This window comes from Rickettsiales bacterium (assembly GCA_029252805.1).
Taxonomy (GTDB): domain Bacteria; phylum Pseudomonadota; class Alphaproteobacteria; order Rickettsiales; family JALZUV01; genus JALZUV01.
The window spans coordinates 1-26048 of the sequence record JAQXAR010000036.1 but is presented as its reverse complement, the minus strand read 5'-3'; the positions used below and the strand labels follow the sequence as shown (position 1 = coordinate 26048).

Genomic DNA, 26048 nt, shown 5'->3' with positions numbered 1-26048 from the left:
TTTATTTACTGCAATATTTCCAGCAACTTTGCTCGTACTTTATGACGTCCACCCTTGTGAATGAGCTTATTGCCTAACTTATCTTTAACATAGAACACATCGACCACTTTTTCACCGTAAGTCGCGATATGCGCCGTTGAAATGGATAATCCAAGCTCGGTGAGTGCGTTTGTGACACGGTATAGAAGCCCGCGTTTATCCACACATTGCAACTCAAGCAGAGTATATTGCTCACTCACATCATTATCGAAAATGACTTGCGGCTCTTGCGAGAATATAGCGGCAGCATCGGGATAACGCTGTTCCGCCTCTTCGACTGCCTGCTCCAATTCCAGCTCGCCACTGAGCACTCGCTTGAGGCGCTGCCGGATACGATCTTGACGACGGTCTTCATAAAAGGCGTTGCCACTTTCATCCTGAATCGCAAAACGGTCAATGACGATATTATCTTTGCGTGTAAAGATACGTGCATCGGTAATACTCGCGCCGCAAATCGCCAGCACACCCGCAATTTGCGCGAAGAGTCCATGATGATCGGCCGTCGCAATCGTCACCTGCGTAATCTCATGCTCTTTATCCGTCCAAAAGCGTAAGCCGAATTCTTCGCCCTTTTGCACTGCCAGCCAACATGACATAATCCGGCTATGCGAGATCATATCATACGCTTCTAACGAGACAGGATCCGAGCCTTCAATATAGGTCGAAATATCGACCGGGTTGACCTGCACCAGCGCCTGCTCTAATTCTTTTTGCAGTGAAACGGCTGAGTATTTTTGCTCTATAACGTGCGAACCAGCCAACAAACTCTCGGTTCTACGGTATAATGTTTCCAGCAACGTCCCTTTCCAGCTATTCCAAATATTGGGCGCCACCGCATGGATATCGGAAATAGTTAGCACATAAAGCATCTGCAATCGGTTCAGCGATTGCACCTCATTTGCGAAACTCTCGATCGTTTGCGGATCATCTAAATCGCGTTTAAACGCCACCATCGACATATGCTGATGAAACTCGATCAGCCAGGCAAGTGTCTTCTGCTCTGCCTTTTCAAAACCAAAACGTTTGGCGAGTTTTAAGCCAATATCAACACCTTTCAAATGATGCTGACCTCCGCGCCCCTTGGCGATATCGTGACAGAGCAACCCTAGATACAACACCCGACGCATTTGAATATGCGGGATAATCGTGGTCGCCAGCGGAACAATCTCCGCCATTTCCGCGGCCTCTAATTGATGCAGATAACCCAGCGCCTCAAGGATATGCTCATCCACCGTGAAGGTATGATAAAGGTCAAATTGCATCTGCCCCGCAAGCAAACCAAAGTCTGGGATAAACTTACCCAGCACCCCCGCTTCATTCATTTGCCTAAGCGCCGCTACGGGGTTCTTCGTATCTAACAAAAGCTGCAAAAAATAATCATTCGCTTCCCGGTGATAGCGAACAGCGCGATCAATCCGTCGCAAATTCCGCGTCAACATCTGCCACGCGGCGGGATGCATATCAATTTCCAACCAGTGCACAAACCAGAAAATACCAATCATCAGCTCGGGCGATTGCTCCAACACTTTCGCAGATTTGAAATTCAGACGGTTACTCTTAATCTCCAAGCCTTTAGGAAGCTTTTGACGTTTCCACATCGCCTGTATGCCCGTACGCGGCGCGTTGCCCCATTCTTCCTCCAACAGCAAACAAAGCGTCCGTGTGAGCTGCCCCACCGTGCGCGTCACTTGGAAATAACGTTTCATGAACCGTTCGACAGATTGATTCGCCGTTTCGTTGCCACGATAGCCAAGCCGCTCCGCAATCTGGCGCTGCGCATCGAAGGTCAAACGCTCATCCGCCCGCCCGGCAATATCATGCAGATGCAAACGCACTAAATGCAGGAACTTGCGCGCGCGACGGAAATCGCGCAACTCTCGATCGCTTATTTTGCCAAGCGCCGCGATATGCGCCATTCTGCGTGCACCATAACAGGCACGCATCAGCCACATTAAGGTCTGCAAATCGCGTAAACCGCCCTTACCCTCTTTGATATTCGGCTCCAAAAGTGCCCGCGATTCACCAAATTGTTGATGGCGTTTCGCCCGTTCCAACAGCTTGGCCTCAATAAACTCACGCTCATGACCTTCAATCACCTGCGCATCAAACTCTTCAAAGAAGAGCCTCGCCAGTGGCTGACTGCCACTAATGCGGCGCGCTTCCAGCAAATTTGTGCGCGTTTTTATATCCTGAAGCGACTCGCTAACCGCCTCTTTGACGGTACGAACTGAATGCCCCACTTTTAGCTTCAAATCCCACAGCAAATAGAGGATGAGATTGATCAAAGGCTCTAGCTTTGGCGCGCTTTCTTCCTCGATCACGAACATCACATCAACATCGGAATGGAAGAACATTTCATTACGGCCATAACCGCCCGTTGCTAGAATCGCCATTTTGGGTAACTTTGGCATTTTTGCCTCGCCCGCGCGGCGGATACGCGTAATCAGCTTATCCATCAATAATGCTCGCGCTCGCGCCGCTCTACGACTCCCCGGATTCGCCTGAAATTCCTCACGAATTTCCGCCATAGCCTGCGTATATTCGGCCAAAATCGATTCACCTAACTCTACCTGAAGCGCGCTAATATCCATATTCCAATTATGCCGCAACGCAAAATAAAGCGCAACGCCTGCCTTGTCATAAAAATGTAACAAGAAAATGGTACTTTAGTCATGATGACAAAGAACAAAGATTCAGATTCTAAAAAGACACTCCCCACCCCAGCAGGAGTGCAGAAAGTGATTGCTCAACTCACAAAAGAACAAACCCAAACCCTTAGAACCAGCTTAGGCCTCTCTGTCCCTCAGCTAAAAACCCTAGTGCAAGATCGCTTCAACGAGCTGGTGACAGAAGCAATCAAGGGAACCAAAGCACCTGGAGAAGCAAAAGCCTTCAAAATTTTGAGCACCGAGTTTCACCAACTTAGCACTACTTTATCAGATGATAAAAATTTACCCGATTTGAAAGATCACAAAGGTGAAATTGCAAATTTACTAAGTAAGCTTTCACCTATTAGAGAACAGAAAGCCCAAGAGTATAATAAATTAAAAGAAGAACATAAAAACGACCCAAAGAAATATGGAGATCCAGTATATAGAATTGGATCTGAGTACCTTGCAGAAGAGCGAGATTTAGTTCAAGCCACCGCACAAAAAATATTTTCGTACAATTCGCTTCCGCCCTTCATCACCCGTTCCATTGAGGACCAAATCAAGAATCAAGTACGCCAAGAAGGAAGTGAAGGGGCGAAGGTGTTTAAAACGATTGAAAGCCTCACTCTCGAAGTCACTGGAACAAAAAAGGAAAAAATCGCACATTACGATCTCGAGGAAAAACGTCGCAAATTTGAGAAGACACAAGTAAAAGGCATCGCCGCTATTAGCGCAGCGCTAGCGGCCGAGCTAAAGAAGTTCGGTTTTACCCCCCAAAACTTGGAATACATCAACCTTCCTGATGGATTGGCCGATCGATTTAAAGCATTAGAAGGGGATGAAATCACCATCTCAACTGACGACTTAAAAACGGCAGCTAAGAAGATAGCACAGAAAATCCATAAAAATGACAACGCCATTGATCTATTGGATAATGCCGCCAACACGCTTTATGAAACCGCCAGCTTCAAAAAAACACACACCCTCAAACAACATTTCAGATCACGCCTTGGGCAACCGATCCAATCCCCCTCCACCCACGATAGGGATGTTCGAAGCACCCTCACCGCAATCGGCGCAGGATTAGTCTTAAGCGGCACTGCAAACATTGCAAGCCAGATTATCAGTGAAAAAGAAGCCGAACGTGCAGCAGCTCTTCGCGAAAAGGGAGAACCCGTAGAAAATGTTTCCACGGCTTCCAGTGTTGTTTTCAAAACCGTTATCTCCACTTTAGCCATTATTGGCGTAGGATTTATAATTGATGGGGCCATGGGTGGTAAACACACCAAACGACTCATTGAAATGATTAGCGGTCAAGGTGCCGGAAGAGGGGTTTAACAAACCACACTCTTCCTATAGTATCCATCCCATGACAACTCTCGCAAATAAACAAATACTCTTCCTTGGCACCGGTGAAATGGGACAACCTTGTCTTGTTGAATTGCTCAAACGCACTGATGTAAATCCAACGGATGTAACCATTATTACGGGTACTTCCGCAGGGAAGGACAAAGCTGCCGTTGAAGCACGCTTGGAGGTAGCAGGTATAAGCCCCCCCTACCCTAACATGACATCCCGCACAGAAGTGAAAAACCACCCCCCTGTCGAGGCAGATATTGTCATACTCGCGGTAAAGCCGAACTATGCCAAAGAAGTATTAAGCCAACATAAGGCCGCTATTAGCGACAACACCACGCTTATCAGTATGGCGGCAGGCAAAATGTCTAGTGACTATCTAACCTATGTGACCACGAACCCCAAGGTCGTCCGCATTATGCCACACTTGCCTAAAGCCGCTTATGCGCTTTATGGCACCGATGAAGAAGCCATCCAAACCACGCAAATGGTCTGCGGTGGCCTCGGCGAAGGCTTCCGCCTAGAAGAGGAAGACGTCATGCATGGCTACACAGGAGCCGCCGGCTCCATGCCTGCCTTTATTGCACGCTTTATTGACAGTTTTGCCAATAAGACTGCTCAGAAACAGGCTTCAGAACAACTGCGCAAGCTCGCATCAAACACCCCCACCAAACATGAAGAGGGGCAAGGAGCAATTGAAGGAATCACAAAACGGTGCACCGCTTTTTACAAAAACGGACTCAAAATCTCTCAACATTATTTGGATGACAAGCGTGGAGAAAAAATATTCCAAGCCACCCTCGCTGGCACGTTAGATGACCTATCAACCGGTCAGTTCACTCCTGAAACTTATATCGAAAAAGTCCGCAGCAAAAAGGGCACCACCAACGCCGGATTGCTCTATATGGGTAGCAAACCACCCCAAGACCCTGCTTGGGGAACCCAAGAGCAGCTTAGCGCGCAAAATGCTATGGCCATCAAGTATGACGCTAAATTGAAGCCAGAAAATGCGATTACGTATGCCGTGATTGCCGCTGCTGAACGCTCAGCAGGCGCCGCCCAAGACGCAAATGACCCCCTATATGGTATTGATGACACTACAATCAATGCGTTGGCAGAAGACCTCGTCATCAAACTTCCAAATCACACGCCATAATAAAAAAGGCGAGTCTCTCGACCCGCCTCGTTTATTCAAGAACTGAAGAGTGAACTATGCGTTCGCTACTTTCGCGACTTCATCCGCGAAATCTTCTTCGGCTTTCTCGACACCTTCACCAAGCGCAAAGCGACGGAAGCCCGTAAGCTCGATAGGAGCGCCGACTTCTTTTTCTGCTTCTTTCATCGCTTCCGTCACCGTGGCTTTACCATCGATCACAAAAACTTGCTCAGGAAGAACGATCTCTTCGTAGAATTTACGGATACGGCCTTCGACCATTTTCTCCGCAATTTCAACAGGCTTACCCGAAGCGATCGCTTGTTCTTTAAGAACTTCACGCTCACGCTCGATAAGGTCCGCTGATACTTCTTCGCGGGTCAAAGCTTCAGGGCGAGCCGCAGCAACATGCATCGCTACTTGCTTACCAAATGCTTCAAGTGCCGTTTTATCGCCGGTTGATTTCAACGCAACCAACACACCGATTTTACCAAGACCAGGCTTCACCGCAGTGTGAATGTAAGGAACAACGATACCGTCATTCTCTTCCAAATACGCCACACGACGAAGGTTCAAGTTCTCACCAATTTTAGAGATACCTTCTGTCACCAAAGCTTCAACAGTCGAACCGTTGTTCTCTTTAGTTTTGAGTGTATCTGCACATTCGCAACCGGCTTCAATCGCCGTATTTACAAATGTCTCAGCAAGTGCTTGGAACTGATCGTTGCGAGCAACGAAATCAGTCTCCGAGTTCAACTCAATCATTGCGCCTTTCGTGCCCGAAGTAGCAACCGCTACCAAGCCTTCAGCCGCAACACGACCGGCTTTTTTAGCCGCCGCTGCCAGACCTTTAGTACGCAACCAATCAACCGCTGCGTCCATGTTACCACCTGCTTCCACAAGTGCTTTTTTACAATCCATCATACCAGCGCCGGTAGATTCACGTAATTCTTTGATTTTTGCTGCAGTAATTTCAGCCATAATCTTATCTCTCTTATATTCTATATCGTTTAACTTAAGATGCTTTTTTAGCGTCTGCTTTATCGTCAGCGGCTTCATCTTTTTTAGCGTCTGCTTTTTCGTCAGTTGCTTCCTCTTTTGGAGCAACTGCTTCCTTAGCGGCAGGCTTTTTCTCTTCTACTGCTTTGCCTTCTTCAGCTGCTTTCTTGCGGCTTTTCTTAACAACCACTTCAGCGCCCGCTTTTGCTTTCGCTTTTGGAGCTTCTGCTACTGCCGTTTCCGCTTCAGGAAGCACTTCCGCTTCACCCGCATCTGCAGGAGTAGCAGCCATTGATGATTGCAAACCGTCAAGCGCAGCATCTGCAATGAGGTTACAATAGAGGCGAATCGCTTTCGTCGCATCATCGTTACCCGGAATAGGATAAGTGATGTTTTCGATAGAAGAGTTACTATCAACGATACCGATTACAGGAATACCAAGCTTCGCCGCTTCTGCAACTGCGAGACTCTCGCGGTTAGTATCAACGATAAAGATCAAGCTAGGCTGCCCGCCCATTTCTTTAATCCCGCCCAAAGAGCTTTCAAGTTTGATCTGCTGACGCGCACGTTGCAGACGCTCTTTTTTCGTAAGATTTAGATCTTCACGACCCGCTTCTTCTTCAAGCTTGCGAAGTGTGCGGATAGAGTTTTGGATGGTGTTCCAGTTAGTGAGCATTCCGCCCAACCAACGTTGATCCACATAATACTGACCACAACGTGTTGCAGACTCAGACACAAGCTCACTGGCTTGACGCTTCGTGCCTACGAAAAGGATACGGCCATTTTTTGCCACAGTTTCGCGAACCACAGCCAATGCTTGGTGAAGCAACGGAACAGTTTGTTGTAGATCGATGATATGCACATCGTTACGTACGCCATAAAGGTAAGGCGCCATTTTAGGGTTCCAACGACGAGTACGATGTCCGAAGTGAACACCTGCGCCAATTAGGTCATGCATAGAAAATTTAGGTAAAGCCATTGCTTTTACTCCTGTTTACGGTTTATTCCTCTCAAGGGCGAAGCGTGAACTATTAACATAGTCACCGTAATGCGGCCCAAGATGTGAAGTGAATAACGGACAACCCGTCATTCCTGTGCGCGTTAGATAGGCTAAAAACTGGCTTAAATCAAGGGCTTTTTACCCCCCTATCCATCGTCATTGCCCGACTTGTTCGCGCAATCCACTCATAAGCCTTAAACCGCCAATGGATACTGCAACAAGTTCAGCATGGCTGTCATAAAAAAGTAAGACGGGCGGGAAATAAAAATAACATCTCCCCCTTCCGGCCTAAAAATAATGCGCTAAACTCTAAATATAGGCTCAGAAAACTGTGACTAGGCCTTCTTCTTCAACGCCTTCACCATCTCATCATCCATCTTCACATGCACATCGCGTTGTGGGAATGGAATTTCGATGCCGTTTTCGGCGAAGCTGTCCCAAATGGCGAACAGGATTTCGCTTTTTACATTGGAAACACCGTTGGACGGATCTTCGATCCATGCGCGGAGCTCTAAATCGACAGAATTATCGCCAAATCCAGTAATTAGGCAGGCTGGGGCTGGATTCTCTAACACACGCCCAATATCTTTAATCGACTCTAAAATAAGGCGTTTTGCCTCATGTGGATCGGCGTTATAGGAGATCCCCACGGGCACTTTCAAGCGCACCGATTTACTACTATAGGACCAGTTAATCACGCGCTGCGTAATCAAATCTTCATTCGGAATCAGATGCTCTTTACCATCTCGCGTAATGACCGAAACATGACGCCCAGAAAGCTTATTAATCCAGCCATACGTGTCCTCTACTTCGATCACATCGCCCGGCTTAATCGAACGATCTACCAGCAAAATAATGCCTGAAATAAAGTTGGAAACAATTTTCTGCAAACCAAAACCGATACCGACACCGACCGCACCTGAGAAGACAGCCAAAGCCGTAATATCAATCCCTACCGAACTAACGCCGACCAAAATGGCAAAGGTAACAAGAGCAATCTTAATCAACTTCGATAATAGCACCTGCAATGACGGCGTTAGCCCCGAAACATTACGGATATAACGCTCACTTAACCCCGAGAATGAAATCGCACCCCACAAAAGGAAGCCAAGTGTAATCAATCCCTTAGCGACAGTTAAGAGCGAAATATGCAAATCGCCCGCATCAAATGCAATTTCATCCAAAAATTTAACCGTAGAATCAAGCCAACCGAGAATATTCAACGCCGCGACCGACCAAGCAATCATCGCAATAAGTTTCGAAAAAGCGGGATTTCGAACAAAACCGGAGAAGAAACGAATCGCCACCCATGCCGCCGTCAAATTCGCAAAAACCACCAGTAAACGACTCGGTTGATCCAGTTGGGAGACCACCAGCAGAGACAATAACTGCAAAGTCAGCCACGTAAGCGGTAAGATAATACCTCGCTTCGTCGCCTTGGTTGCGAAGCTATTTAACACGCCAATCGACTGATAAACCTTACTAAAAACAGGAGCAACACGACGAGCAGCAATAAAAGCGACCATCAAAGTGGTGCCAAGCACAGCCAATTGCACCAAAGTCCCTGTCACCAATAGCTCATCGGTTACCCAGCGAATAACCTGTTCTAAATTTTGAGAAAACTGGAGCGTATTTAACCATTCTTGCATGCGATCTATCATGCTTAAAACCCACGCTCACGCAAGCGCTTAAGCATAGAGTTGTCATAAAACCTTAACACTATGCGCAGAGCCGCTCTGGTATTATTTAAGGGTGGAAAAGTCTGTTCAAAATCCGGTGACAAATAACACCTCTAAATCCCTTCTTCCGGAAGGGGTGATGACAAATGCTCGCTCCCAGACAACAGAGCCCCCTAAACACTCCCATGCTTTCGGCCTTCCTGACGCTCCAGGAACCACGAATACTCCGGGGAATTGGGCAGTTACAGACGATCGTTGGTTAAAAGATAAAAAACATTGGACAGATACCGCTTCCGGTAAAGCAGGGATTGAGTTTGCCTCACGCATCACCCTAGGGGGAATTTTATACAGCTTGATGGAAAACAGCCAAGCGATGAAAAATATGGGCACCTATTCTCGCGCCAACCACGCATCGCGTGCTGCAAGCGGAGAAGCGCGTTTCTTAGAAAAAATTGCTTTCGGCCTAGACAATACCGTCGGCAAGACAATCATCGGCATTACCGATAAACTCTACTTCCGGGGGGCTTTACACAAAGAATATAACCCCGTCACCAAGCGTGATGAGATCGCTTACAATGGCCGCGGCGAAGCCGTTACGAAGGCACGTCAGTTTACTCGCTTCCGCGAAACCCGAAGCATTCATGACAATCAAACACGCCCCGGCCGCAGCATCGGCGCAGAAATGACAGTTGTCACCGCCTCATTCGCCGCGATGAGTACTGGCTCTGCCATCATGCGCAACCTCCTCTCTGGCATACTGAACCCCAAAGAGCGCAAATCATGGACCAAAGACGGTAAGTTTGATGTGGCCCATATTGCCCAAAAAACAGCAAGGAAAATCTGGAGAATAGGAACTTACAACGCCGGTGAAGATGCTGTTGCCGCCTTACCTTATGTCTTCTATATGCGCTGGCAGCGTAATATGCTGGATAAAGCATTTAAAGGCTTCAAATATTCCTCTGATGGCGTTGATAATGGCGGTGGTTACCGTATTGACGATGAGGGTAAAGTTAGAGATCACATGCTACTCGCAGGGGCAGCAGATTTACAGGGGCGCTTCACCATTTATAACGTCTTCACGCAACTCTATCGCGATGTATATGACAATATCGCAAAAGGTGTAAATGAATGGTGGAGCGATGGAATGAAGATTGCGGCACCTGATTGGTTGAAAAACCCGAACCAGATACCTGCACGCACAGCTAGTGGCCTAAAACACGTTGTGCGCTATACCACCATCAGCACAATACGCTCTATTATCCAAATGACTCCATCCGTGCCCTTTTTCTCTATTTTCCGCGTACCAGGCAGTAAAGTCAATGGCATGGCCGTACATGCTAAACATGGCGCATTGCACTTTCTGGAGACCAATAAAGAAGGCAAAGTCATTACACAAAATGGTAAAGCCAAACTGGGAAAAGCCGTACGTGCAAACCTTGGAGCCACTTACTTCAAGGGTGACTATTACACGAACGATGGCAATAGAGGCGTCGACCCGCGCTATAAATACCTTTCCGCGAAAGTTCGTGAAACGCAGACCCAACCTCCGATGGGATTTGCAGATGGCACCCGTTTTGACAAACCCGCCGCATTCTTCTATCGCGAAAATGCTGATGGCACTGGCCCACACCCAACGAAAGCCTTTAATCCGAACGGCTACAGTAAAGACGGCAGAGAGTTAAGCAATTCTCTCGCGATGAGAGCATCCGATAAGGTTGCACGCTGGATACATAGAGCAACCGAGAATGACACATGGGCCAAAGCAACAGACGGTATCTTCAAATTAGCGGGTTATAAAGGCGATGATAAAGCCACAAAATTCGCGCGCCGTCGCCTTGCGAAAGAATCACTCATGGCGGGCATTCCTTATGCCTCTTACTTTGCCGCTAAGGTTTTTACGCGTGAATCTTATGTAAATGAGCAAATGAACATGGGAGTTGAACGCATGGTCGATGGCCTTTTAAAATTCAGTGGGCAAGAAATCAAAGCCGGTATTTCCGAAATTTCCAATACCGTCATGCGTCAATCTTTAGAAGATCCTGAGCGTCAAGCTCAACTCATTAAACGCCATCTGGATAACAGCTCCGATAATTCTCCACGTCCAATAGATTGGAACGTGAAGCTTCATGCGGACGCTCTAGAAAACAAGGCAAATGACACTCCTCTTGATAGAGCTGAAACCATAAAAACCCTCAACCAAGAACGCACGAATTACTATAGTAATAAATTTGATAAATCGACAAAGAAGGATGACCTGTTAGCCAAAGATGCATCCAGTAATTGGAAAGAAAAGCAGGAAGAAACCGCAGAAGTCGAAACACAAACGCATCTCTCTTGAAACTAAGCTCAAAGCCGTTAAGTTGACGCCTCAACGAGGAGAGAAGTTATGAAAAATATAGCAGTCATATTATCCGGATGTGGTTATCTTGATGGAGCCGAAATTCGCGAATCCGTACTTACCCTCCTCTATCTTGATCAACAAGGCGCAAGCGTGCAATGTTTCGCTCCTGACATCGAACAGATGCATGTAGTCAATCATCTAACCGGCGAAGAAGTGGCGAGCGAATCCCGTAACGTGCTGACAGAATCCGCTCGCATCGCACGCGGCGAAGTTAAAGATCTCGCCCATTTAAACGCCACTGTTTTTGACGCATTACTTATTCCTGGTGGGTTCGGCGTAGCCAAGAATCTCTCAGACCTCGCCATCAAAGGGGCTGATGCAACTGTGAATGATGATTTCAAACGTGTCACAAAAGATTTCCTCAGCCAGCAAAAACCGATTGGCGCCATTTGCATTGCTCCCGCCGTTCTCGCCGCAGCTGTCAGCGGTGACTATGCCCCCACCCTCACCATCGGTGATGATGCCGATACAGCAGGTGCCATCGAAGCATTTGGCGGCACCCATCAGAATTGTGAAAGCGCCGCGTATATCTATGATGAAACCCTAAAAATCGCTTCTTGCAGCGCTTATATGCGCGAAGATAAGCTGGCAAATATCGCCAAAGGCATCGAACAAGTCGTCAACAAAGTGATGGCGGCTGCTTAAGCACTCATTTCTATTTGATTTTAGCGGCGCTCAACGCTAGATTCCCGCGCATGACAGCTACTCAGACAAAACCGTCCCCGCTCCTCGAACAAGCTATGCAATACGGCATGAGCGAAGAAGAATATAACAAGGTACTGACGATCTTGGGCCGCGAGCCTAATATTACCGAGCTCGGTATCTTTTCCGTGATGTGGTCTGAGCACTGCTCCTACAAGACGACTCGCAAGCACCTCGGCACCTTGCCGACCGAAGCGCCACATGTGATTTGCGGCCCGGGTGAGAATGCAGGAATCATTGATATTGGCGATAACCAAGCCATCATCTTCAAAATGGAATCGCACAATCATCCTTCTTACATTGAGCCTTACCAAGGCGCTGCAACTGGAGTTGGTGGTATCTTGCGCGATGTCTTCACCATGGGCGCTCGCCCGATTGCGCTTATGAACGCATTGCGTTTTGGTTCACCTGAACATCACAAAACCCGCCACTTAGTAAACGGTGTGGTCGAAGGTATTGCCGGTTACGGCAACTGCGTTGGCGTGCCAACCGTTGGCGGTGAAACCCAATTTCATAGCAGCTACGATGGCAATATTCTCGTAAACGCGATGGCGGTTGGCCTCGCACGTGCCGATAATATCTTCTATTCAGCCGCCGCCGGTATCGGCAACCCTGTGGTTTATGTTGGCTCAAAAACGGGCCGTGACGGTATCCACGGCGCAACCATGGCTTCGGCTGAATTTGATGATGATTCCGCTGAAAATCGTCCCACCGTTCAAGTCGGCGATCCCTTCACTGAGAAACTCCTTATCGAAGCGTGCCTAGAATTAATGGAAGAAGATGCCATTATCGCCATTCAAGATATGGGCGCGGCTGGCCTCACTTCTTCATCGCTAGAGATGGCGGATAAAGGCGGTTGTGGTATCGAACTCGAACTTGATAAAGTCCCGATGCGCGAAGAAGGCATGACGCCTTACGACCTGATGCTTTCTGAATCTCAAGAACGTATGTTGATGGTGCTGAAACCAGAAAAACAACATATCGCCGAACGTATCTTTAATAAGTGGGAACTCAATATCGCCACTATCGGCACACTCACCGATACAGGCCGCTTGGTTCTAAAATGGCATGGTGATGTGGCAGCCGATATTCCGGTAGCACCGCTGGCCGATGAAGCACCGATCTATGATCGTCCGCATATTCCAACACCCGCAAAACCTGCGATTATGGAAACCGAAGACGCCTCTCTCGAAGCCTCGCTCAAAACCCTCATGGCCTGCCCTGAGATCGCCTCAAAAAGCTGGATCTACCAGCAATATGACCACATGGTCATGAATGATACTTTCGCACGCCCGGGTGGCGATGCGGCAATCGTACGTATCCACGGCACCGAAAAAGGCGTCGCGATTACCACCGATTGCACCCCGCGCTATTGCTATGCAGACCCTATAGAAGGCGGTAAACAAGCCGTGGCTGAAACATGGCGTAACCTCGTTTCTGTTGGTGCGAAACCGATGGCAATCACTAACTGTCTGAACTTCGGTAATCCTGAACGTCCTGAGATTATGGGACAGCTGGTCGGCGGTATTGATGGTATTCGTCAAGCCTGCCTACGCCTCGACTACCCGGTCGTTTCGGGTAATGTCTCGCTTTACAATGAAACCAACGGCACTGGCATCCACCCGACTCCAGCCATTGGCGGCGTTGGTTTAATTAAAGAACTCGATACGGCGATTGCTTCGCATGTGGAGAGTAACGATCTCACCCTCTTCCTCGTCGGAAAAACTGAAGGCCATTTAGGCGCTTCACTTTACTTGCGCGAAATTGAAGGTCGTGAAGAAGGCGCACCACCGCCTGTCGATCTAGATGCTGAATATGATAATGGTAGTTTCGTTAGCAAAATGATTTCTGAGCGTCGCGTCAGCGCCTGCCACGATCTGTCTGATGGCGGCTTGCTCGTATCCCTCACGGAAATGTGTTTCAAAAACGGTATTGGTATGAACGTGGCTCTGCCAGAAGGCAAAAACACTATCGCCTTTGCTTACGGTGAAGACCAAGCACGCTATGTGCTAGCCGTTGCCCCTGAGCACACGCAAGCCATCCGCGAGGCCGCAACCGCCACCGAAATCATCCTAACCGAACTCGGCACCACCGGCGGCGATGAGCTAAACATCGAAGGCCAATTCAGCACCAAAATCGCTGAACTACGCGAGCTAAACGAAAGCTGGTTGCCAGACTATATGGCGGGTTAAACTGTCATTAAACTGTAACGCCGATCCGTTACAATTGACGGATGAGTTCGCAAACCTTCTATCATGGCACCCAAACCGCTATCCATCAGACGGACAAGCCGTATTTGGATCCTAGTAGAGCGCCAGTTGGTAAGGATGAAGGTGATCCAAATCGACCACACACCTTTGTAACGCCCGATAAATTATGGGCAAAAGTCTTTGCACTGAAAGCTGAAAATACCAGAAGCACTTCTGTCGATAATGGAGTTCCATGCATTGTTTACGCAGGAAAGCCCAAAGGGATAAAACCTGGCTGGCTCTATACTTGCCCTGAAGATCCAAATAAACCGTTCGAAGAAACTATTGCACGCGGCAAAGGTACTGGCATGTATGTGAGCTATGATCCCGTTAAAATCACTCAACCAGAACATGTCCCCAGCCTAGAGCATGTAATGAAACATGATAATCTTCAAGCATTCTCCTTACGCGAAGGAATTGATACAGAAAAATGGAGCCAAGCCAACCGAGATGCCTCTCGCTCCGGTAAACAAGCCGAATTCTATAAACAGCAAATCAAAGCGGGAAACCTCACCCACCTCAATGCTGAGATGAATATCTCTCCCCATCCAAACTATGCTGTTAGTCAAGAAAAGAGTTCTGCACTTTCGATGAATAAACCTTCTAACCTTGCTGTAAGCGACGTCTTAAAAATAACAGCTGCCGTAACGATAGCTATTGGCCTAGCAACAAGTTTTACCCTCCCAGTAGCATTAGTCGCAGCGAGTATATTTGGCGTTGGCGTTTACGCCAAAAAACAGGAAAACTTTAAAAATCATACGACTACTGACATCATGGATCCCTCCCCCCTTCGACATCGTCCCACGGCAACATTAAGTAAAACTCCAGTTCAACAACCTTCACCTTCCGCCAACATCAACTATCGCAATAACTTCACCGAGAAATATGAGGCCGAAAAGAACGCGCCGCAAACAGCTCAAAACCGCTAACTTACAGCTCTTTCCCGCCTTTTTACCATCCATGCAACGGCAAGTGCAGCCGCTAATTTACTAAGTACTGAGGCGATGATGGAGCCTAGGGTCAACACGCCCGGCACGACCATATCGGCGCCGTAAAGGAACAGGCACGTATCAATCGGTGCGGCGATCAGGCTGGACATAAAAATACGCGAAGATAGTGGGCGCTTGGTGACGGTATAGACCAGCCAATCGACAAATTCGCTGACTAGAAAGGCTAACCCACTGGCCAAAGCGATCTCCGGTGCGGCGAGAAAGTAAGACAGCACCGTCCCCACCAACAATAGAATCAGCACCTTGTTGCCAATCTCACGTTGCGAAAAATCTCTAAATACAAGCACTAGCCCCGGCAATGCAGCAAAGGGTGTCCAGCTTCCGCCGCCCGGCAGATCCCACACAGGTGCCCAACTAAATGCCCAGTTCAAGAACGGGATCAAAAGTAGGTAACTAACCGAGAATATATGCGCTTTAAGCCAATTCATGGCGGCACGCTAACATAAAAGGGTTCAAAATTGGAGTTAAGAGTTTGTAATGGAGGGCTACTCGCCGCTATTGTTTAACAACGCATCGACCTCATCGCCATCGAGCCCGCGCATTTCCGCCTCTTCTTCGGTTGGCAAAGCCTTATCAACCGTTGCTTCAGCTGAGGCCGCATCTATAGAAGCAGCTTTCGCACCCTCTGCCTCAATCTCTGCAGCAAGCATATTCGCTGCATTTTCTTCCAACACCTCTTGCGTCAGCACTGCCATACGGCTCAGTGAGAAACGTTCAATTTTAAAAGGCGTGCGAATATCAGTCTTTTGCATCGCTTCATAAGCAGAAGAAGCTTCGACCTCGATAAAGTCTCGAGCCGAGGTAAATACGCGATAACAACCATCCGGCAGTACGATCGAACTTCCCGCAAATTGGATCGGTTCAAACGACTCCTGCATTTGTGCTTGGGTCATTTGCGGTGGTGGTGGCGTTAATTCTTCAAATTCCATATTACCACCCTACCCTAAATGCCTTAATTTTTTGCTAAGATTGCGCCGGCTAAATAGAGCGACCCGCAAATAATGATTGGCCGCTTATGCGAAGCTGCCATCGTCAGCGCGACACTTGCATCATTCTCAATTTCACATTTAATATCAAATTCTTGGCATATTTCACAGAGAAGCTCGGGCGCAACATATTCCGTCTCATCAGGGATAATGGTGGCAATTATTCTTTCTGCTTTATTTTGCCATATTTCAATAAAAGCAGCCGCATCCTTATCAAATTTCATCGCGAGCACTAAAACTGGCTTGTGTGGTAATTTCTCTGCCCATTTGGCTAATTCACGCCCCGCCATCGCATTATGCGCGCCATCGAGATAGAGCGGAAGCGCTGCTGGCACATTTGGATGCGTGATACGCTGCAACCGAGCCGGCCACTGCGCCGCCTGCAGTCCTTCGGCCATTTGACATGGTGTGATTTCAGGGTGCGTGTGCCGCAAACACGCGATAGCCAAGGCCGCATTGCCCACCTGATGCTCGCCCTCTAAGCGTGGCATCGGCATTTTCCAACGCTCATCGCCTTGAATAAACTCCCACCGCTCGCCGCTGATGATCTCATAACTCCACGCCTCACCAGCCAGATGGAAATCCGCTGACTTCGCCGTAATGGCTGCAAGAGCTTCCAACTCTTGGTTTGCGATAAAAGCCGGCACGCTGGCGCGTAAAATACCCGCCTTCTCACCGGCAATCTCCGCAAGCGTATTGCCGAGATAATCCTGATGATCCAATCCGATGGGCGTGATGATAGCGGCTAAAGGTTGCTCCAAAATATTAGTGGAATCCAACCGCCCACCGAGGCCTGTTTCAAGCAAAACGACATCGGCCGGTGTTTCTGAGAAAGCGACCAAAGCCGCCACCGTCGTCGCCTCAAAGAACGTGCTGGGACATTCATTCTGCAGATCTTGAATGCGCTTAAGTATCGGCATTAATTGCGCTTTGGTAATCGGCTGTCCGGCCAGCACAATACGCTCGCAAAAACTCACCAAATGCGGCGAGGTATATTTATGCACGCGCTTGCCGGCCGCTTCTAACATAGCCTGCATCAGCGCAAGCGTTGAGCCTTTGCCATTCGTGCCGGCAATATGAATCACGGGGGGTAGCTTATGATGCGGATTATCCAACGCCGCGAGCAAAGCTTCCGTCCGCTCCAACCCGGGATCAATCACCTTTAGATGCGGATTCGGTAGCTGCTCTAGCAGTGCTGCAAGTTCTGGATCTGGGTCAAATGCCATGATGAATTCCTACATTATGTACGCGCAGATACTCTACACCGCTTGTCGCGAGTTGTTTGGAATATTTAAGCGTCAACTCATCACGCTCGCGGGCTGGAACATCGGTAAATAACGTCATAAAAGATTTGCGCGAATGACCAACATAAAGCGGCACACCCAAAACCTTAAACTCTGCAATGCGGTTGATAAGTTCGAGCGATTGCTGCGCCGTTTTGCCGAAACCAATGCCGACATCAAAAATGATACGGTTTTTGGCAACACCCTTTGTTTGCAGCCACGCGATTTTTTGTTGGGCGAAAGTCAAAACTTCTGCCACCACATCTAAATCATCCGCCACAACCCTGCTTGGATCTGCAGGAACAGAAAGTGAGTGCATCAATACATAAGAAGCGGCTGGCTGTTTCGCTACTTCCTCAATCAAGGCTTCATTGCTGGCGGCAGAGACATCATTGATCATTTCCACCCCCAGCGCGAACGCTTTAGCCGCCGTTTCTGCATGGCGCGTATCCACACTGATAGTGGCTTCGCCCTTTAACGTCGTTAAGACAAGTTCCAAACGCTGCCACTCTTGCGTTGGCGAAATAGCCTCCGCATTCGGGCGAGTCGATTCTGCACCAATATCCAAAATATCCGCACCCTCGGCAAGCAGCTGCCTCGCATGCGTAATCGCGGCTTGCGGGTCAAATACCGTGCCTGCATCCGAAAAAGAATCCGGCGTCACATTCACGATGCCGATAATCTTAGTCTTTAGAATTTGGCTCAATGGCTTTCCCATAACGGGATGCACCCAATCCGACGCAATCTCTTTAAGCGGGCGCATGACAAAACCCCGCTCAAGCATCTGCGCATGTGGAACCGTCAAAGATTCGCTCTCCAGCACTTCATCACCGTAAAGCAAAATATCCAAGTCGATGCTACGCGGGCTCCATAGGCCTAATTTCTCACGTCCCAACTCTTGTTCAATTTGCTGGAGTTTTTGCAATAACGCTTGTGAAGTTAGCTCCGTCTTCCCCGTCAGCGCAGCATTGATAAAAGGAATATCCCATTCTTTGGGCGCACCATCGGCCAGAAGTGCGGGCGCCTCGTAGTAACTGGAAACCACAATATCGCGAATAAAGCGCTGCATCAGCACAGTCGCACGCTGCAAATTCGCATCTCTATCGCCTAAATTACTACCTAAGCCTATCGCTACCTTCACCATGCGCGCAAGATGATGGATTTATGCAGAAATTCAAGCTAATAGACCTATATGAGTATCGTTTACGTTAAAGGTGCTTTCGTCCAAGAGGCGCAGGCACACATCTCCATCGCTGAACGCGGCTTTCGCTATGGCGATGGCTTGTTCGAATCTATCTACATTCAAGCCGGGCAAGCCAGGCATCTAAATCGCCACTTAAAGCGCTTAGCAAACGGGCTTCAAGCCTTGCGTATCTCAGCCCCTAAAGAGGAGCTTGAAACCCTTGTTCAACAGCTCATCGTACATAATAAAACAATAGAGGGCGTACTTCGCCTCTCAGTGAGTCGTGGTATTGGCAGCGCAGGCTACTTACCGACCACACAAGACCCTCCGACTGTCGTCGCTGAGATCACTCCCTTACCTGAGTTTTCAGAAGACCCGCTGAAATTATGGCTCAGCAATTGGCGCAAGCCATCACGTCGAAGTTTACCCGTAGAAGCCAAGCTTTCTCAGGGTGTCAATTCCACTCTAGCGCGAATGGAAGCGCACGAGCATGGCTGCGATGAGGCTCTCATGCTCAATCCCCAAGAGGCCATTTGCGAAGCGAGCAGCGCTAATATCTTCTGGCGCCTAGGAGGGTTAATTTACACTCCTGCCGATAGCTGCGGCTTACTGAAAGGCATCGCCCGCGAAATCTTACTCGAAGAATGGCAGGTGCAAAAAGCCGCTTTCGATTTAGAAACACTCCAAGGGGCCAATAGCGTGATGATCTGCAATAGCATCCGCGGCGCTATGCCAATCCTCAGTCTTGATCCACAAGGCTGGCAATGGTTCGATAGCTCGCTCGCCGATGAAGCACAGGCTATCCTCGATGCCACGCCTTAACACTTCATTTACAATGAAGTGGGAAAATCCACTAGAGTTTGCAAAGCGCTATGCCGCTTATGCCTCACTCGTCTTTCTGCACAGTAGTCTAGAGCACCCAGAACATGGCACCCTCTCCATCCTCGCCGTTAATCAAAAAAAACAGCTCGGCAGCTGGGATGAGCTCGAGCAAGCCTTAAGCCCGCAAGCCGACACCCCATGGAATGAACGCTGGTTCGGTTATTTTGGCTATGAAGCGGCACATGAAAGCAAGACAGCCGCCTCTATTATCCCCATGCCTTCCCTTTGGTTTGCCCAATATAAAACCGTATTCGTGTTTAATCATGACCAGCGCACACTCCAACGCTTCGGAGATGCAGTTACAGAACACCCCGTTACGCCTACTGATACCCCCCCCCTCGCCTCTCTCTGTAGCAATATGGATAAGGCGCGCTATATCGAATCCGTTGAACAGACCCTAGAACAGATCGCCGCCGGTGAATTTTACCAAGCTAATATCACACGCAAATTTTATGGCGAGTTTAGCGAGCCCCCCGAACCCTTCGCAGTTTTCGAAAAGCTTTGCGAAACCAGCCCCGGCACTTACAGCGCTTACTTAAAGTTTGATGGAAAGCACATCCTCTCCTCCAGCCCGGAATGTTTCCTCACCCTCGGACAAGACGGTAAGGTCGAATCCCGTCCGATTAAAGGCACCGCTCCGCGCAGTAGCGATCCACAAACCCTCGCCCATAGCATCAAAGACCGCGCAGAGAATTTGATGATTGTTGACCTCATGCGTAATGACCTCTCGCAGCACTGCAAAGCCGGCAGCGTAGAAACGCATAAATTATTCGAGGTCACCTCCTATGCCACGCTACATCACATGGCATCCACCGTTATAGGCCAACGCGCCGAGCAGCATTCCAGCTTAGATGTCATTAAAGGGTGCTTTCCGCCCGGCTCTATGACCGGCGCGCCTAAAAAAGCCGTGATCGAATGGTGCGAGCAGCAAGAAAAAATGCAACGCGGTATCTATAGTGGCACACTTGGTTGGTTAGCCGCAGATGGCTCCGCCAATCTATCCGTTATCATCCGTACATTGGTCTTAGAAGGTCAAAGGTTCGAATTCCAAATGGGCGGCGGTATTGTTGCAGATTCGAAGCCAGAAAGTGAATGGCACGAAACTTTGACCAAAGCGAAGGGCATTAGCAACTGCCTCAACATCAATCAATCAGAGCTAGAAAATCTCTAATTTTTCTGCAACTTAAAAGTTAACAAAACATTAACTTACTGTTTCTTCTTATTAACTTAAGTCACAGCGTCAAACTCAAACCCGCCAGAATCCACCATGTGCGCCATTTTATCCACATTCTGTGGTATTTGCCCCCAACTAGGTATGCGTTAAATGCATAGCAAGACTTCTAAACTGTCAATTGCATGCTTAAAATAAATAGGTAGATTACATACATGAACAACGGAGATACAATTATGAAAAGAATCGCTAAAGCCACACTCGCTTTGACTGCTTTACTGGCCGTATCTGCATGCGCTCAACCTAACAGCCAAGCCCAAGTGTTCCAAGATTACGATTATGCCCCTGACTATAACAGTTACGGCTATAACACCGCTTCCGCGCCTGCTGAAAGCAACGCATTTAAAATGAACAATTACTACTAGAACAACGATTGCTCTCGTTAATTTAGTTAAAGCCGGTTGAAATGCTCAACCGGCTTTTTTCATTTTAAACAGCACTCCGCCCTCTTTTGAATGCAAACGGCTGGCCGGTTCTGTACCATATTTATTTTCCTTCTCAGCCCCAGGAATAAACCCTAGCCAGAACAGGCCTGCCGCAAGATTCAAATAGGGAAAAGGAAGCAATAATAGCGCCCACCAGCCAGAACGCCCTAGATCATGCAGACGCTTCACCCAGATAAAGAATAAGGCAATAACGGGCACCCCCATCAGCAAAAATCTTACTTCCGGGAAAATCGTGAGCTTAGGCAACTCCCAAGCAACCAAGGCGACCAATAGAGCAACAATCGTACCGAACCAATACTGCGAACGCGAAACGCGCCCGTCGGGACCATAAAAGAATTTTAAAAGACCCACGAGCGCGTACCGTTATTATTAGCGTTAGTTATTAAGAAGCAACAGACTCATCAAACATGGTCTCGAACGCTTCATCCCAGCTACCGGTGGTGGCGGCTTTGGTATATTCCGTCACACGGTTCTCGAAGAAGTTCGTATGCTCAACCCCATTAAGGATCTCATCCATCCATGGTAGCGGGTTCTTATCCACACCGTGATAGATCGGCTCATAACCAAGCTGCATCAAACGACGGTTTCCGATGAAGCGAATGTATTTCTTCACTTCTTCCGCTTTCAAGCCTTCAATTTCACTCACGCCAAATGCCAGATCGATAAAGGCATCTTCATGCGTGATGATCGTTTCGCAAATCTTATAAAGATCGCGCTTAAGCTCTTCATTATCTTCTTCCGGATTTTCATGCAGGAAGGTTTTAAACGTACGGATGATAGAGATCGTATGCAGCGTTTCATCACGTGCAGACCATGCCACAATTTGTCCCATGCCACGCATTTTACCAAAACGCTGGAAGTTCAGCAGAATCGCAAATGACGCAAAGAGCTGTAGCCCCTCAGTGAAAGCACCAAATGCCGCCAAAGTACGTGCAATGCCTGCCTTGGTTTCGACACCAAATTGCTGCATGTAATCGTACTTATCCTTCATTTCCTTATATTTCATGAAGGCCGAATATTCTTCTTCTGGAATGCCCAGCGTATCGAGCAAGTGACTGTAAGCCGCGATATGGATCGTTTCCATATTTGAAAATGCCGCCAGCATCATTTGAATTTCAGTCGGCTTAAACACCGCCGAATAATGCTTCATATAGCAGTTATTCACTTCGATATCGCTCTGCGTAAAGAAGCGGAAGATGTGCATGAGAAGTTCTTTCTCACCCGCACTAATATTAGTTTTCCAATCCTTCACATCATCGGCCAATGGCACCTCTTCAGGCAACCAGTGAATACGCTGCTGCATCAGCCACGCATCGTAAGCCCACGGGTAGTGGAAAGGTTTATAAACCGCTTTTGCATCTAATAGGGACATTTCGTTATCCTCTTTCTCTCTTTTATCTAATTCAATCTTTTACTGGCAAGACAAGCATTCGTCATATTCTGGTTGCGCGTGTGAAGCACCGGCGAGTGCGCCTTCTTTTTTCTTCACTAAGCTCATTTCCATTTGCACGGAATGACTCACTTTATCGGAACGCTGCATCGAGGTCGAGCGGCAATAGTAAAGCGATTTTACGCCCTTTTTCCATGCTTGGTAATGCAACAGATGAAGATCACGCTTATGCACATCCGGCGCAATAAACAAGTTGATGCTTTGCGCTTGGCATACGAAATCTGAACGATCTGCCGCATGCTCAATCACCCAACGCTGGTCCATTTCTTGTGCCGTTTTAAAGGTCAATTTCTCAGCCTCATCAAGGAAATCAAGATGCTGCACTGAACCTTCAGATGAAGAGATTGAACTCCAGATATCTTCATTATTCATACCTCTTTCCGTGAGTAGCTTATCTAAGTGCTTATTGCGCACGGTAAAGCTACCGGATAGCGTTTTCTGTACGAATACATTCGCCGCATAAGGCTCGATCCCCGGCGATGAATTACCACCAATAACCGAGATAGACGCCGTTGGCGCAATCGCCATTTTATTAGAGAAACGCTCCATCACGCCGACTTCCGCCGCATCCAAGCAAGGCCCCCGTTCTTCAGCCAACTTAACCGAAGCCGCATCGGCACCCTTACGGATATGTGCGAACATTTTCTTATTCCAAACCTTCGCCATCACAGACTCAAACGGAATACCTTTTTCTTGCAAGAACGAATGGAAACCCATCACACCCAGACCAACCGAACGCTCACGCGTTGCGGAGTAAGCCGCACGAGACATTTCAGCCGGAGCCGTCTCAATGAAAGACTGCAATACATTATCCAAGAAGCGCATAATGTCTTCGATGAATTGCGGGTTATCTTTCCACTCATCATATTTTTCAAGATTCGCAGATGAGAGGCAGCACACCGCTGTACGATCTTCACCCAGATGATCGACACCCGTTGGCAGCGTAATCTCGCTGCAAAGGTTCGAAGTTTTTACCTTTAGGCCGAGCTGCTTATGGTGTTCAGGAATCTTCTTATTCACCGTGTCCGTGAAGAGCAAATAAGGTTCGCCCGTTTCCATACGTGTGACGAGGAGTTTAACCCAAAGCTCACGCGCTTTAACCGTCTCAACCACATGATTGTCATAAGGGCTCCTTAGCTCCCAATTCCCGTCTTCTTCAACGGCGGCCATAAAGTCATCTGTAATCGCGACACCATGATGGATGTTAAGTGCCTTACGGTTAGGATCACCGCCTGTTGGACGACGAATATCAATAAATTCTTCAATCTCAGGATGGTCGATTGGCATATACATGGCCGAAGAACCGCGACGAAGCGAGCCCTGTGAAATTGCAAGCGTCAGAGAGTCCTGCACACGCATAAACGGAATCACACCCGATGTTTTACCATTACCGCGCACTTTTTCGCCAATCGAGCGCAAGTTGCCCCAGTAAGAGCCAATACCGCCACCACGCGCTGCTAGCCATACATTCTCGTTCCACATATCGACGATACCGCCCAGAGAGTCTCTTGTCTCATTCAGGAAGCAAGAAATGGGCAAACCGCGATCCGTACCGCCATTAGAAAGGATCGGCGTCGCTGGCATGAACCATAGCTGGCTCATATAGTCATAAATGCGCTGTGTATGTGCTGCATCATCACCGTAAGCGGTCGAAACGCGCGCGAACATATCTTGATAATCTTCACCCTCCAATAAATAGCGATCTTGTAATGTCGACTTACCGAACTCTGAAAGTTTGGCGTCGCGTGAAGTATCAATCTGTAATGTCATTTCTTCTGTTCCCCTGACTAAAGCTAGTTGCGGTCTATTTGATTTTTCTTGTTTTTGTGACAGTCTTTGATCAACTGCCTGTTCCGCTACTATGCTCATTATTTCCCTCATACACTACATATAGTGCTCTATTTCTTATTTTTCACCACATATAGTGGATCTTTCTGTTCCCGAAAGAACACAGAATGTAGAACGAAACCCCCACCCCAGCAAGCAGATAGATACTCACACATCCTATTTTTAAGGTAAGTAAGTGAACTATAATGAATAAAAAAATCTTATCCCGAAGCGCCTGTGGATAAGTATCTTATCTTAACGCCAAAAAAAACCCGCCCGAAGGCAGGCTTTTTCATTAAAATCGCAAAAAAGTTAAACTTTTTGAACTTGCGTATAATCCAACTCGACCGGAGTTGCGCGACCGAAAATGGCGACTGAAACTTTGACCTTTTCGCGATCTTCATCCACGTCTTCAACGGTACCCGTGAAGGAGTCGAAGGGTCCGTCTGTAATTTTCACTTGCTCACCAATTTCGTAGATGATGCCGCTGCTCGAACCAGAAACGCCCTCTTCCATTTGCTTAAAGATCGCATCAACTTCGGCTTGCGGTACGCGCTGTGGCTTACCATCGGCGCCGAGGAAGCCGGTTACTTTATCGGTGTTCTTCACCATGTGCCATGCTGCATCGGTCAATTGCATCTTAATAAGCAAGTAGCCTGGGAAGAATTTCTTCTCCGCTTCCACTTTCTTACCTCGACGCACTTCCATCACATGCTCAGTTGGCACCACGATTTCTTCAATCTGATCCACCACACCAATTTGAATGGCTTTTTCTTCAATCTGCTGCTTGATCTTCGCTTCAAAACCAGAATAAGCATGCACGATATACCAACGCGAACGGCCACTGCCGTTTTTAGGCTTAGGGGCTTCTTCCGCATTCACTTCTGCTACTACATCTGCCAAATCCGTTGCTGCTACATCATCTTCTGCAGGAGAAGCATCAGCTGTTGCTTCTTCAGTTGCTGTTTCCTCAACAACCGCTTCCGCTTCAGTGACTGCAACATCTTCTGCTTCGTTTTTTTCTGCTTCTGCCATTTTCTATCTCGTTCCTAAAGGCCTAAAACCCATTCGACCAAATTACTAATAATACCATCCACCAACATAAAGAAGAGAGCAGCAAATGCTGTCAATACGACAACCGTGATCGTAGAACTGATCACTTCACGACGACTAGGCCAAGTCACTTTATTAGTTTCTTGTCTTACTTCGCGAATAAACTTTGCCGGGTTCATAATTTTTCCTTGGCTTCTTGTTTCTTGTGCCATCTTGTAAATGGCAGGGGCGACAGGGGTCGAACCTGCGACCTACGGTTTTGGAGACCGTCGCTCTACCAACTGAGCTACACCCCTACAAAAATAAAGAGTGCGGAAGCAAGTTCACCCTGCCTCCGCGATTCTCTTAATTACGCTTCAATCTTCGCTACAACACCGGCGCCAACAGTACGGCCACCTTCGCGAATTGCGAAACGTAAACCCTCATCCATAGCGATCGGAGCAATGAGCTCGATATTCATTTCAATAT

23 protein-coding genes and 1 tRNA gene are annotated in these 26048 nt (G+C 48.0%); 9 read left to right on the top strand and 15 right to left on the bottom strand.

The window, feature by feature from the left end; genetic code table 11:
* Nucleotides 1-5: 5 nt before the first annotated feature.
* Nucleotides 6-2693: a [protein-PII] uridylyltransferase gene (glnD, locus tag P8P30_07700; protein ID MDG1287435.1), complete on the bottom strand. Its 2688-nt coding sequence runs from the start codon at nt 2691-2693 to the stop codon at nt 6-8.
* Nucleotides 2694-2777: 84 nt separating this feature from the next.
* On the opposite strand from glnD, the gene P8P30_07695 reads away from it, so the two are divergent.
* Together P8P30_07695 and P8P30_07690 are read left to right on the top strand one after the other, a co-directional pair.
* Nucleotides 2778-4028 (top strand): hypothetical protein, encoded by a 1251-nt coding sequence (locus P8P30_07695; GenBank protein MDG1287434.1) that lies wholly within the window; start codon nt 2778-2780, stop codon nt 4026-4028.
* 31 nt (nt 4029-4059) lie between these two features.
* Nucleotides 4060-5202: an NAD(P)-binding domain-containing protein gene (locus tag P8P30_07690; protein MDG1287433.1), complete on the top strand. Its 1143-nt coding sequence runs from the start codon at nt 4060-4062 to the stop codon at nt 5200-5202.
* A gap of 54 nt (nt 5203-5256) precedes the next feature.
* Here P8P30_07690 and tsf read toward each other — a convergent pair whose 3' ends face one another.
* The 3 genes from tsf to P8P30_07675 all read right to left on the bottom strand — a co-directional run bounded on the left by tsf (nt 5257) and on the right by P8P30_07675 (nt 8859).
* Nucleotides 5257-6180 carry a translation elongation factor Ts gene (gene tsf / locus P8P30_07685; protein MDG1287432.1) on the bottom strand — a complete coding sequence of 308 codons (924 nt, stop codon included), beginning with the start codon at nt 6178-6180 and terminating at the stop codon, nt 5257-5259.
* Between the two features lie 34 nt (nt 6181-6214).
* The gene (gene rpsB, locus P8P30_07680) at nt 6215-7177 is read right to left on the bottom strand and encodes a 30S ribosomal protein S2 (GenBank protein ID MDG1287431.1); all 963 of its coding nucleotides are present in this window, start codon (nt 7175-7177) and stop codon (nt 6215-6217) included.
* A 356-nt stretch (nt 7178-7533) separates the two neighbouring features.
* Complete coding sequence (locus tag P8P30_07675) at nt 7534-8859, bottom strand: mechanosensitive ion channel (GenBank protein MDG1287430.1); 1326 nt, start codon at nt 8857-8859, stop codon at nt 7534-7536.
* Nucleotides 8860-8950: 91 nt separating this feature from the next.
* Here P8P30_07675 and P8P30_07670 point away from each other — a divergent pair, with 91 nt between their 5' ends.
* The 4 genes from P8P30_07670 to P8P30_07655 are packed head-to-tail and all read left to right on the top strand — an operon-like array spanning nt 8951 to nt 15158.
* Entirely contained in the window at nt 8951-11215 is a 2265-nt protein-coding gene (locus P8P30_07670; protein MDG1287429.1) for a hypothetical protein, read from the top strand.
* A 48-nt stretch (nt 11216-11263) separates the two neighbouring features.
* Nucleotides 11264-11923, top strand: coding sequence for an isoprenoid biosynthesis glyoxalase ElbB (gene elbB, locus P8P30_07665; protein ID MDG1287428.1), 660 nt, complete (start codon nt 11264-11266; stop codon nt 11921-11923).
* Nucleotides 11924-11973: 50 nt separating this feature from the next.
* Complete coding sequence (purL, locus tag P8P30_07660) at nt 11974-14172, top strand: phosphoribosylformylglycinamidine synthase subunit PurL (protein MDG1287427.1); 2199 nt, start codon at nt 11974-11976, stop codon at nt 14170-14172.
* Nucleotides 14173-14213: 41 nt separating this feature from the next.
* Nucleotides 14214-15158 (top strand): hypothetical protein, encoded by a 945-nt coding sequence (locus P8P30_07655; protein MDG1287426.1) that lies wholly within the window; start codon nt 14214-14216, stop codon nt 15156-15158.
* On the opposite strand, the gene P8P30_07650 is transcribed toward P8P30_07655, so the two are convergent.
* The 4 genes from P8P30_07650 to folP are packed head-to-tail and all read right to left on the bottom strand — an operon-like array spanning nt 15155 to nt 18652.
* Entirely contained in the window at nt 15155-15667 is a 513-nt protein-coding gene (locus tag P8P30_07650; GenBank protein MDG1287425.1) for a VUT family protein, read from the bottom strand. The two genes, P8P30_07655 and P8P30_07650, sit on opposite strands and share 4 nt — an antisense overlap.
* Before the next feature lie 57 nt (nt 15668-15724).
* Nucleotides 15725-16168 (bottom strand): hypothetical protein, encoded by a 444-nt coding sequence (locus P8P30_07645; GenBank protein MDG1287424.1) that lies wholly within the window; start codon nt 16166-16168, stop codon nt 15725-15727.
* A gap of 23 nt (nt 16169-16191) precedes the next feature.
* Nucleotides 16192-17451, bottom strand: coding sequence for a bifunctional folylpolyglutamate synthase/dihydrofolate synthase (locus P8P30_07640; protein MDG1287423.1), 1260 nt, complete (start codon nt 17449-17451; stop codon nt 16192-16194).
* Nucleotides 17441-18652 carry a dihydropteroate synthase gene (folP, locus tag P8P30_07635; protein MDG1287422.1) on the bottom strand — a complete coding sequence of 404 codons (1212 nt, stop codon included), beginning with the start codon at nt 18650-18652 and terminating at the stop codon, nt 17441-17443. Before folP ends, P8P30_07640 begins: the two co-directional genes overlap by 11 nt.
* A gap of 48 nt (nt 18653-18700) precedes the next feature.
* On the opposite strand from folP, the gene P8P30_07630 reads away from it, so the two are divergent.
* The 3 genes from P8P30_07630 (at nt 18701) to P8P30_07620 (ending at nt 21169) form a co-directional block, all read left to right on the top strand.
* Nucleotides 18701-19513, top strand: a complete 813-nt coding sequence (locus tag P8P30_07630; protein ID MDG1287421.1) for an aminotransferase class IV — start codon at nt 18701-18703, stop codon at nt 19511-19513.
* On the top strand, nt 19500-20744 hold the full coding sequence (locus tag P8P30_07625; protein ID MDG1287420.1) for an anthranilate synthase component I family protein: 1245 nt from the start codon (nt 19500-19502) through the stop codon (nt 20742-20744). The genes P8P30_07630 and P8P30_07625 overlap by 14 nt, the downstream gene beginning before the upstream one ends.
* Before the next feature lie 236 nt (nt 20745-20980).
* On the top strand, nt 20981-21169 hold the full coding sequence (locus tag P8P30_07620) for a hypothetical protein (protein MDG1287419.1): 189 nt from the start codon (nt 20981-20983) through the stop codon (nt 21167-21169).
* Between the two features lie 45 nt (nt 21170-21214).
* Here P8P30_07620 and P8P30_07615 read toward each other — a convergent pair whose 3' ends face one another.
* The 7 genes from P8P30_07615 to P8P30_07585 form a co-directional block, all read right to left on the bottom strand.
* Complete coding sequence (locus tag P8P30_07615; protein ID MDG1287418.1) at nt 21215-21601, bottom strand: DUF805 domain-containing protein; 387 nt, start codon at nt 21599-21601, stop codon at nt 21215-21217.
* Nucleotides 21602-21632: 31 nt separating this feature from the next.
* Nucleotides 21633-22622: a ribonucleotide-diphosphate reductase subunit beta gene (locus P8P30_07610; protein ID MDG1287417.1), complete on the bottom strand. Its 990-nt coding sequence runs from the start codon at nt 22620-22622 to the stop codon at nt 21633-21635.
* A 39-nt stretch (nt 22623-22661) separates the two neighbouring features.
* Nucleotides 22662-24470, bottom strand: coding sequence for a ribonucleoside-diphosphate reductase subunit alpha (locus P8P30_07605; GenBank protein ID MDG1287416.1), 1809 nt, complete (start codon nt 24468-24470; stop codon nt 22662-22664).
* Between the two features lie 369 nt (nt 24471-24839).
* Entirely contained in the window at nt 24840-25562 is a 723-nt protein-coding gene (gene nusG / locus P8P30_07600; GenBank protein ID MDG1287415.1) for a transcription termination/antitermination protein NusG, read from the bottom strand.
* Between the two features lie 14 nt (nt 25563-25576).
* On the bottom strand, nt 25577-25759 hold the full coding sequence (gene secE / locus P8P30_07595) for a preprotein translocase subunit SecE (protein ID MDG1287414.1): 183 nt from the start codon (nt 25757-25759) through the stop codon (nt 25577-25579).
* A gap of 41 nt (nt 25760-25800) precedes the next feature.
* Nucleotides 25801-25876 (bottom strand) — tRNA-Trp (locus P8P30_07590).
* Between the two features lie 53 nt (nt 25877-25929).
* Nucleotides 25930-26048 (bottom strand): hypothetical protein (locus P8P30_07585; GenBank protein ID MDG1287413.1); only part of this gene is annotated, 119 nt, incomplete at its 5' end.

Coding starts and splice junctions, on each gene's coding strand:
- P8P30_07690 (MDG1287433.1), top strand. CDS start 4,060: ATGACAACTCTCGCAAATAAACAAATACTCTTCCTTGGCACCGGTGAA.
- tsf (MDG1287432.1), bottom strand. CDS start 6,180: ATGGCTGAAATTACTGCAGCAAAAATCAAAGAATTACGTGAATCTACC.
- rpsB (MDG1287431.1), bottom strand. CDS start 7,177: ATGGCTTTACCTAAATTTTCTATGCATGACCTAATTGGCGCAGGTGTT.
- P8P30_07675 (MDG1287430.1), bottom strand. CDS start 8,859: ATGATAGATCGCATGCAAGAATGGTTAAATACGCTCCAGTTTTCTCAA.
- elbB (MDG1287428.1), top strand. CDS start 11,264: ATGAAAAATATAGCAGTCATATTATCCGGATGTGGTTATCTTGATGGA.
- purL (MDG1287427.1), top strand. CDS start 11,974: ATGACAGCTACTCAGACAAAACCGTCCCCGCTCCTCGAACAAGCTATG.
- P8P30_07655 (MDG1287426.1), top strand. CDS start 14,214: ATGAGTTCGCAAACCTTCTATCATGGCACCCAAACCGCTATCCATCAG.
- P8P30_07650 (MDG1287425.1), bottom strand. CDS start 15,667: ATGAATTGGCTTAAAGCGCATATATTCTCGGTTAGTTACCTACTTTTG.
- P8P30_07645 (MDG1287424.1), bottom strand. CDS start 16,168: ATGGAATTTGAAGAATTAACGCCACCACCACCGCAAATGACCCAAGCA.
- P8P30_07640 (MDG1287423.1), bottom strand. CDS start 17,451: ATGGCATTTGACCCAGATCCAGAACTTGCAGCACTGCTAGAGCAGCTA.
- folP (MDG1287422.1), bottom strand. CDS start 18,652: ATGGTGAAGGTAGCGATAGGCTTAGGTAGTAATTTAGGCGATAGAGAT.
- P8P30_07630 (MDG1287421.1), top strand. CDS start 18,701: ATGAGTATCGTTTACGTTAAAGGTGCTTTCGTCCAAGAGGCGCAGGCA.
- P8P30_07625 (MDG1287420.1), top strand. CDS start 19,500: ATGCCACGCCTTAACACTTCATTTACAATGAAGTGGGAAAATCCACTA.
- P8P30_07620 (MDG1287419.1), top strand. CDS start 20,981: ATGAAAAGAATCGCTAAAGCCACACTCGCTTTGACTGCTTTACTGGCC.
- P8P30_07610 (MDG1287417.1), bottom strand. CDS start 22,622: ATGTCCCTATTAGATGCAAAAGCGGTTTATAAACCTTTCCACTACCCG.
- P8P30_07605 (MDG1287416.1), bottom strand. CDS start 24,470: ATGACATTACAGATTGATACTTCACGCGACGCCAAACTTTCAGAGTTC.
- nusG (MDG1287415.1), bottom strand. CDS start 25,562: ATGGCAGAAGCAGAAAAAAACGAAGCAGAAGATGTTGCAGTCACTGAA.
- secE (MDG1287414.1), bottom strand. CDS start 25,759: ATGAACCCGGCAAAGTTTATTCGCGAAGTAAGACAAGAAACTAATAAA.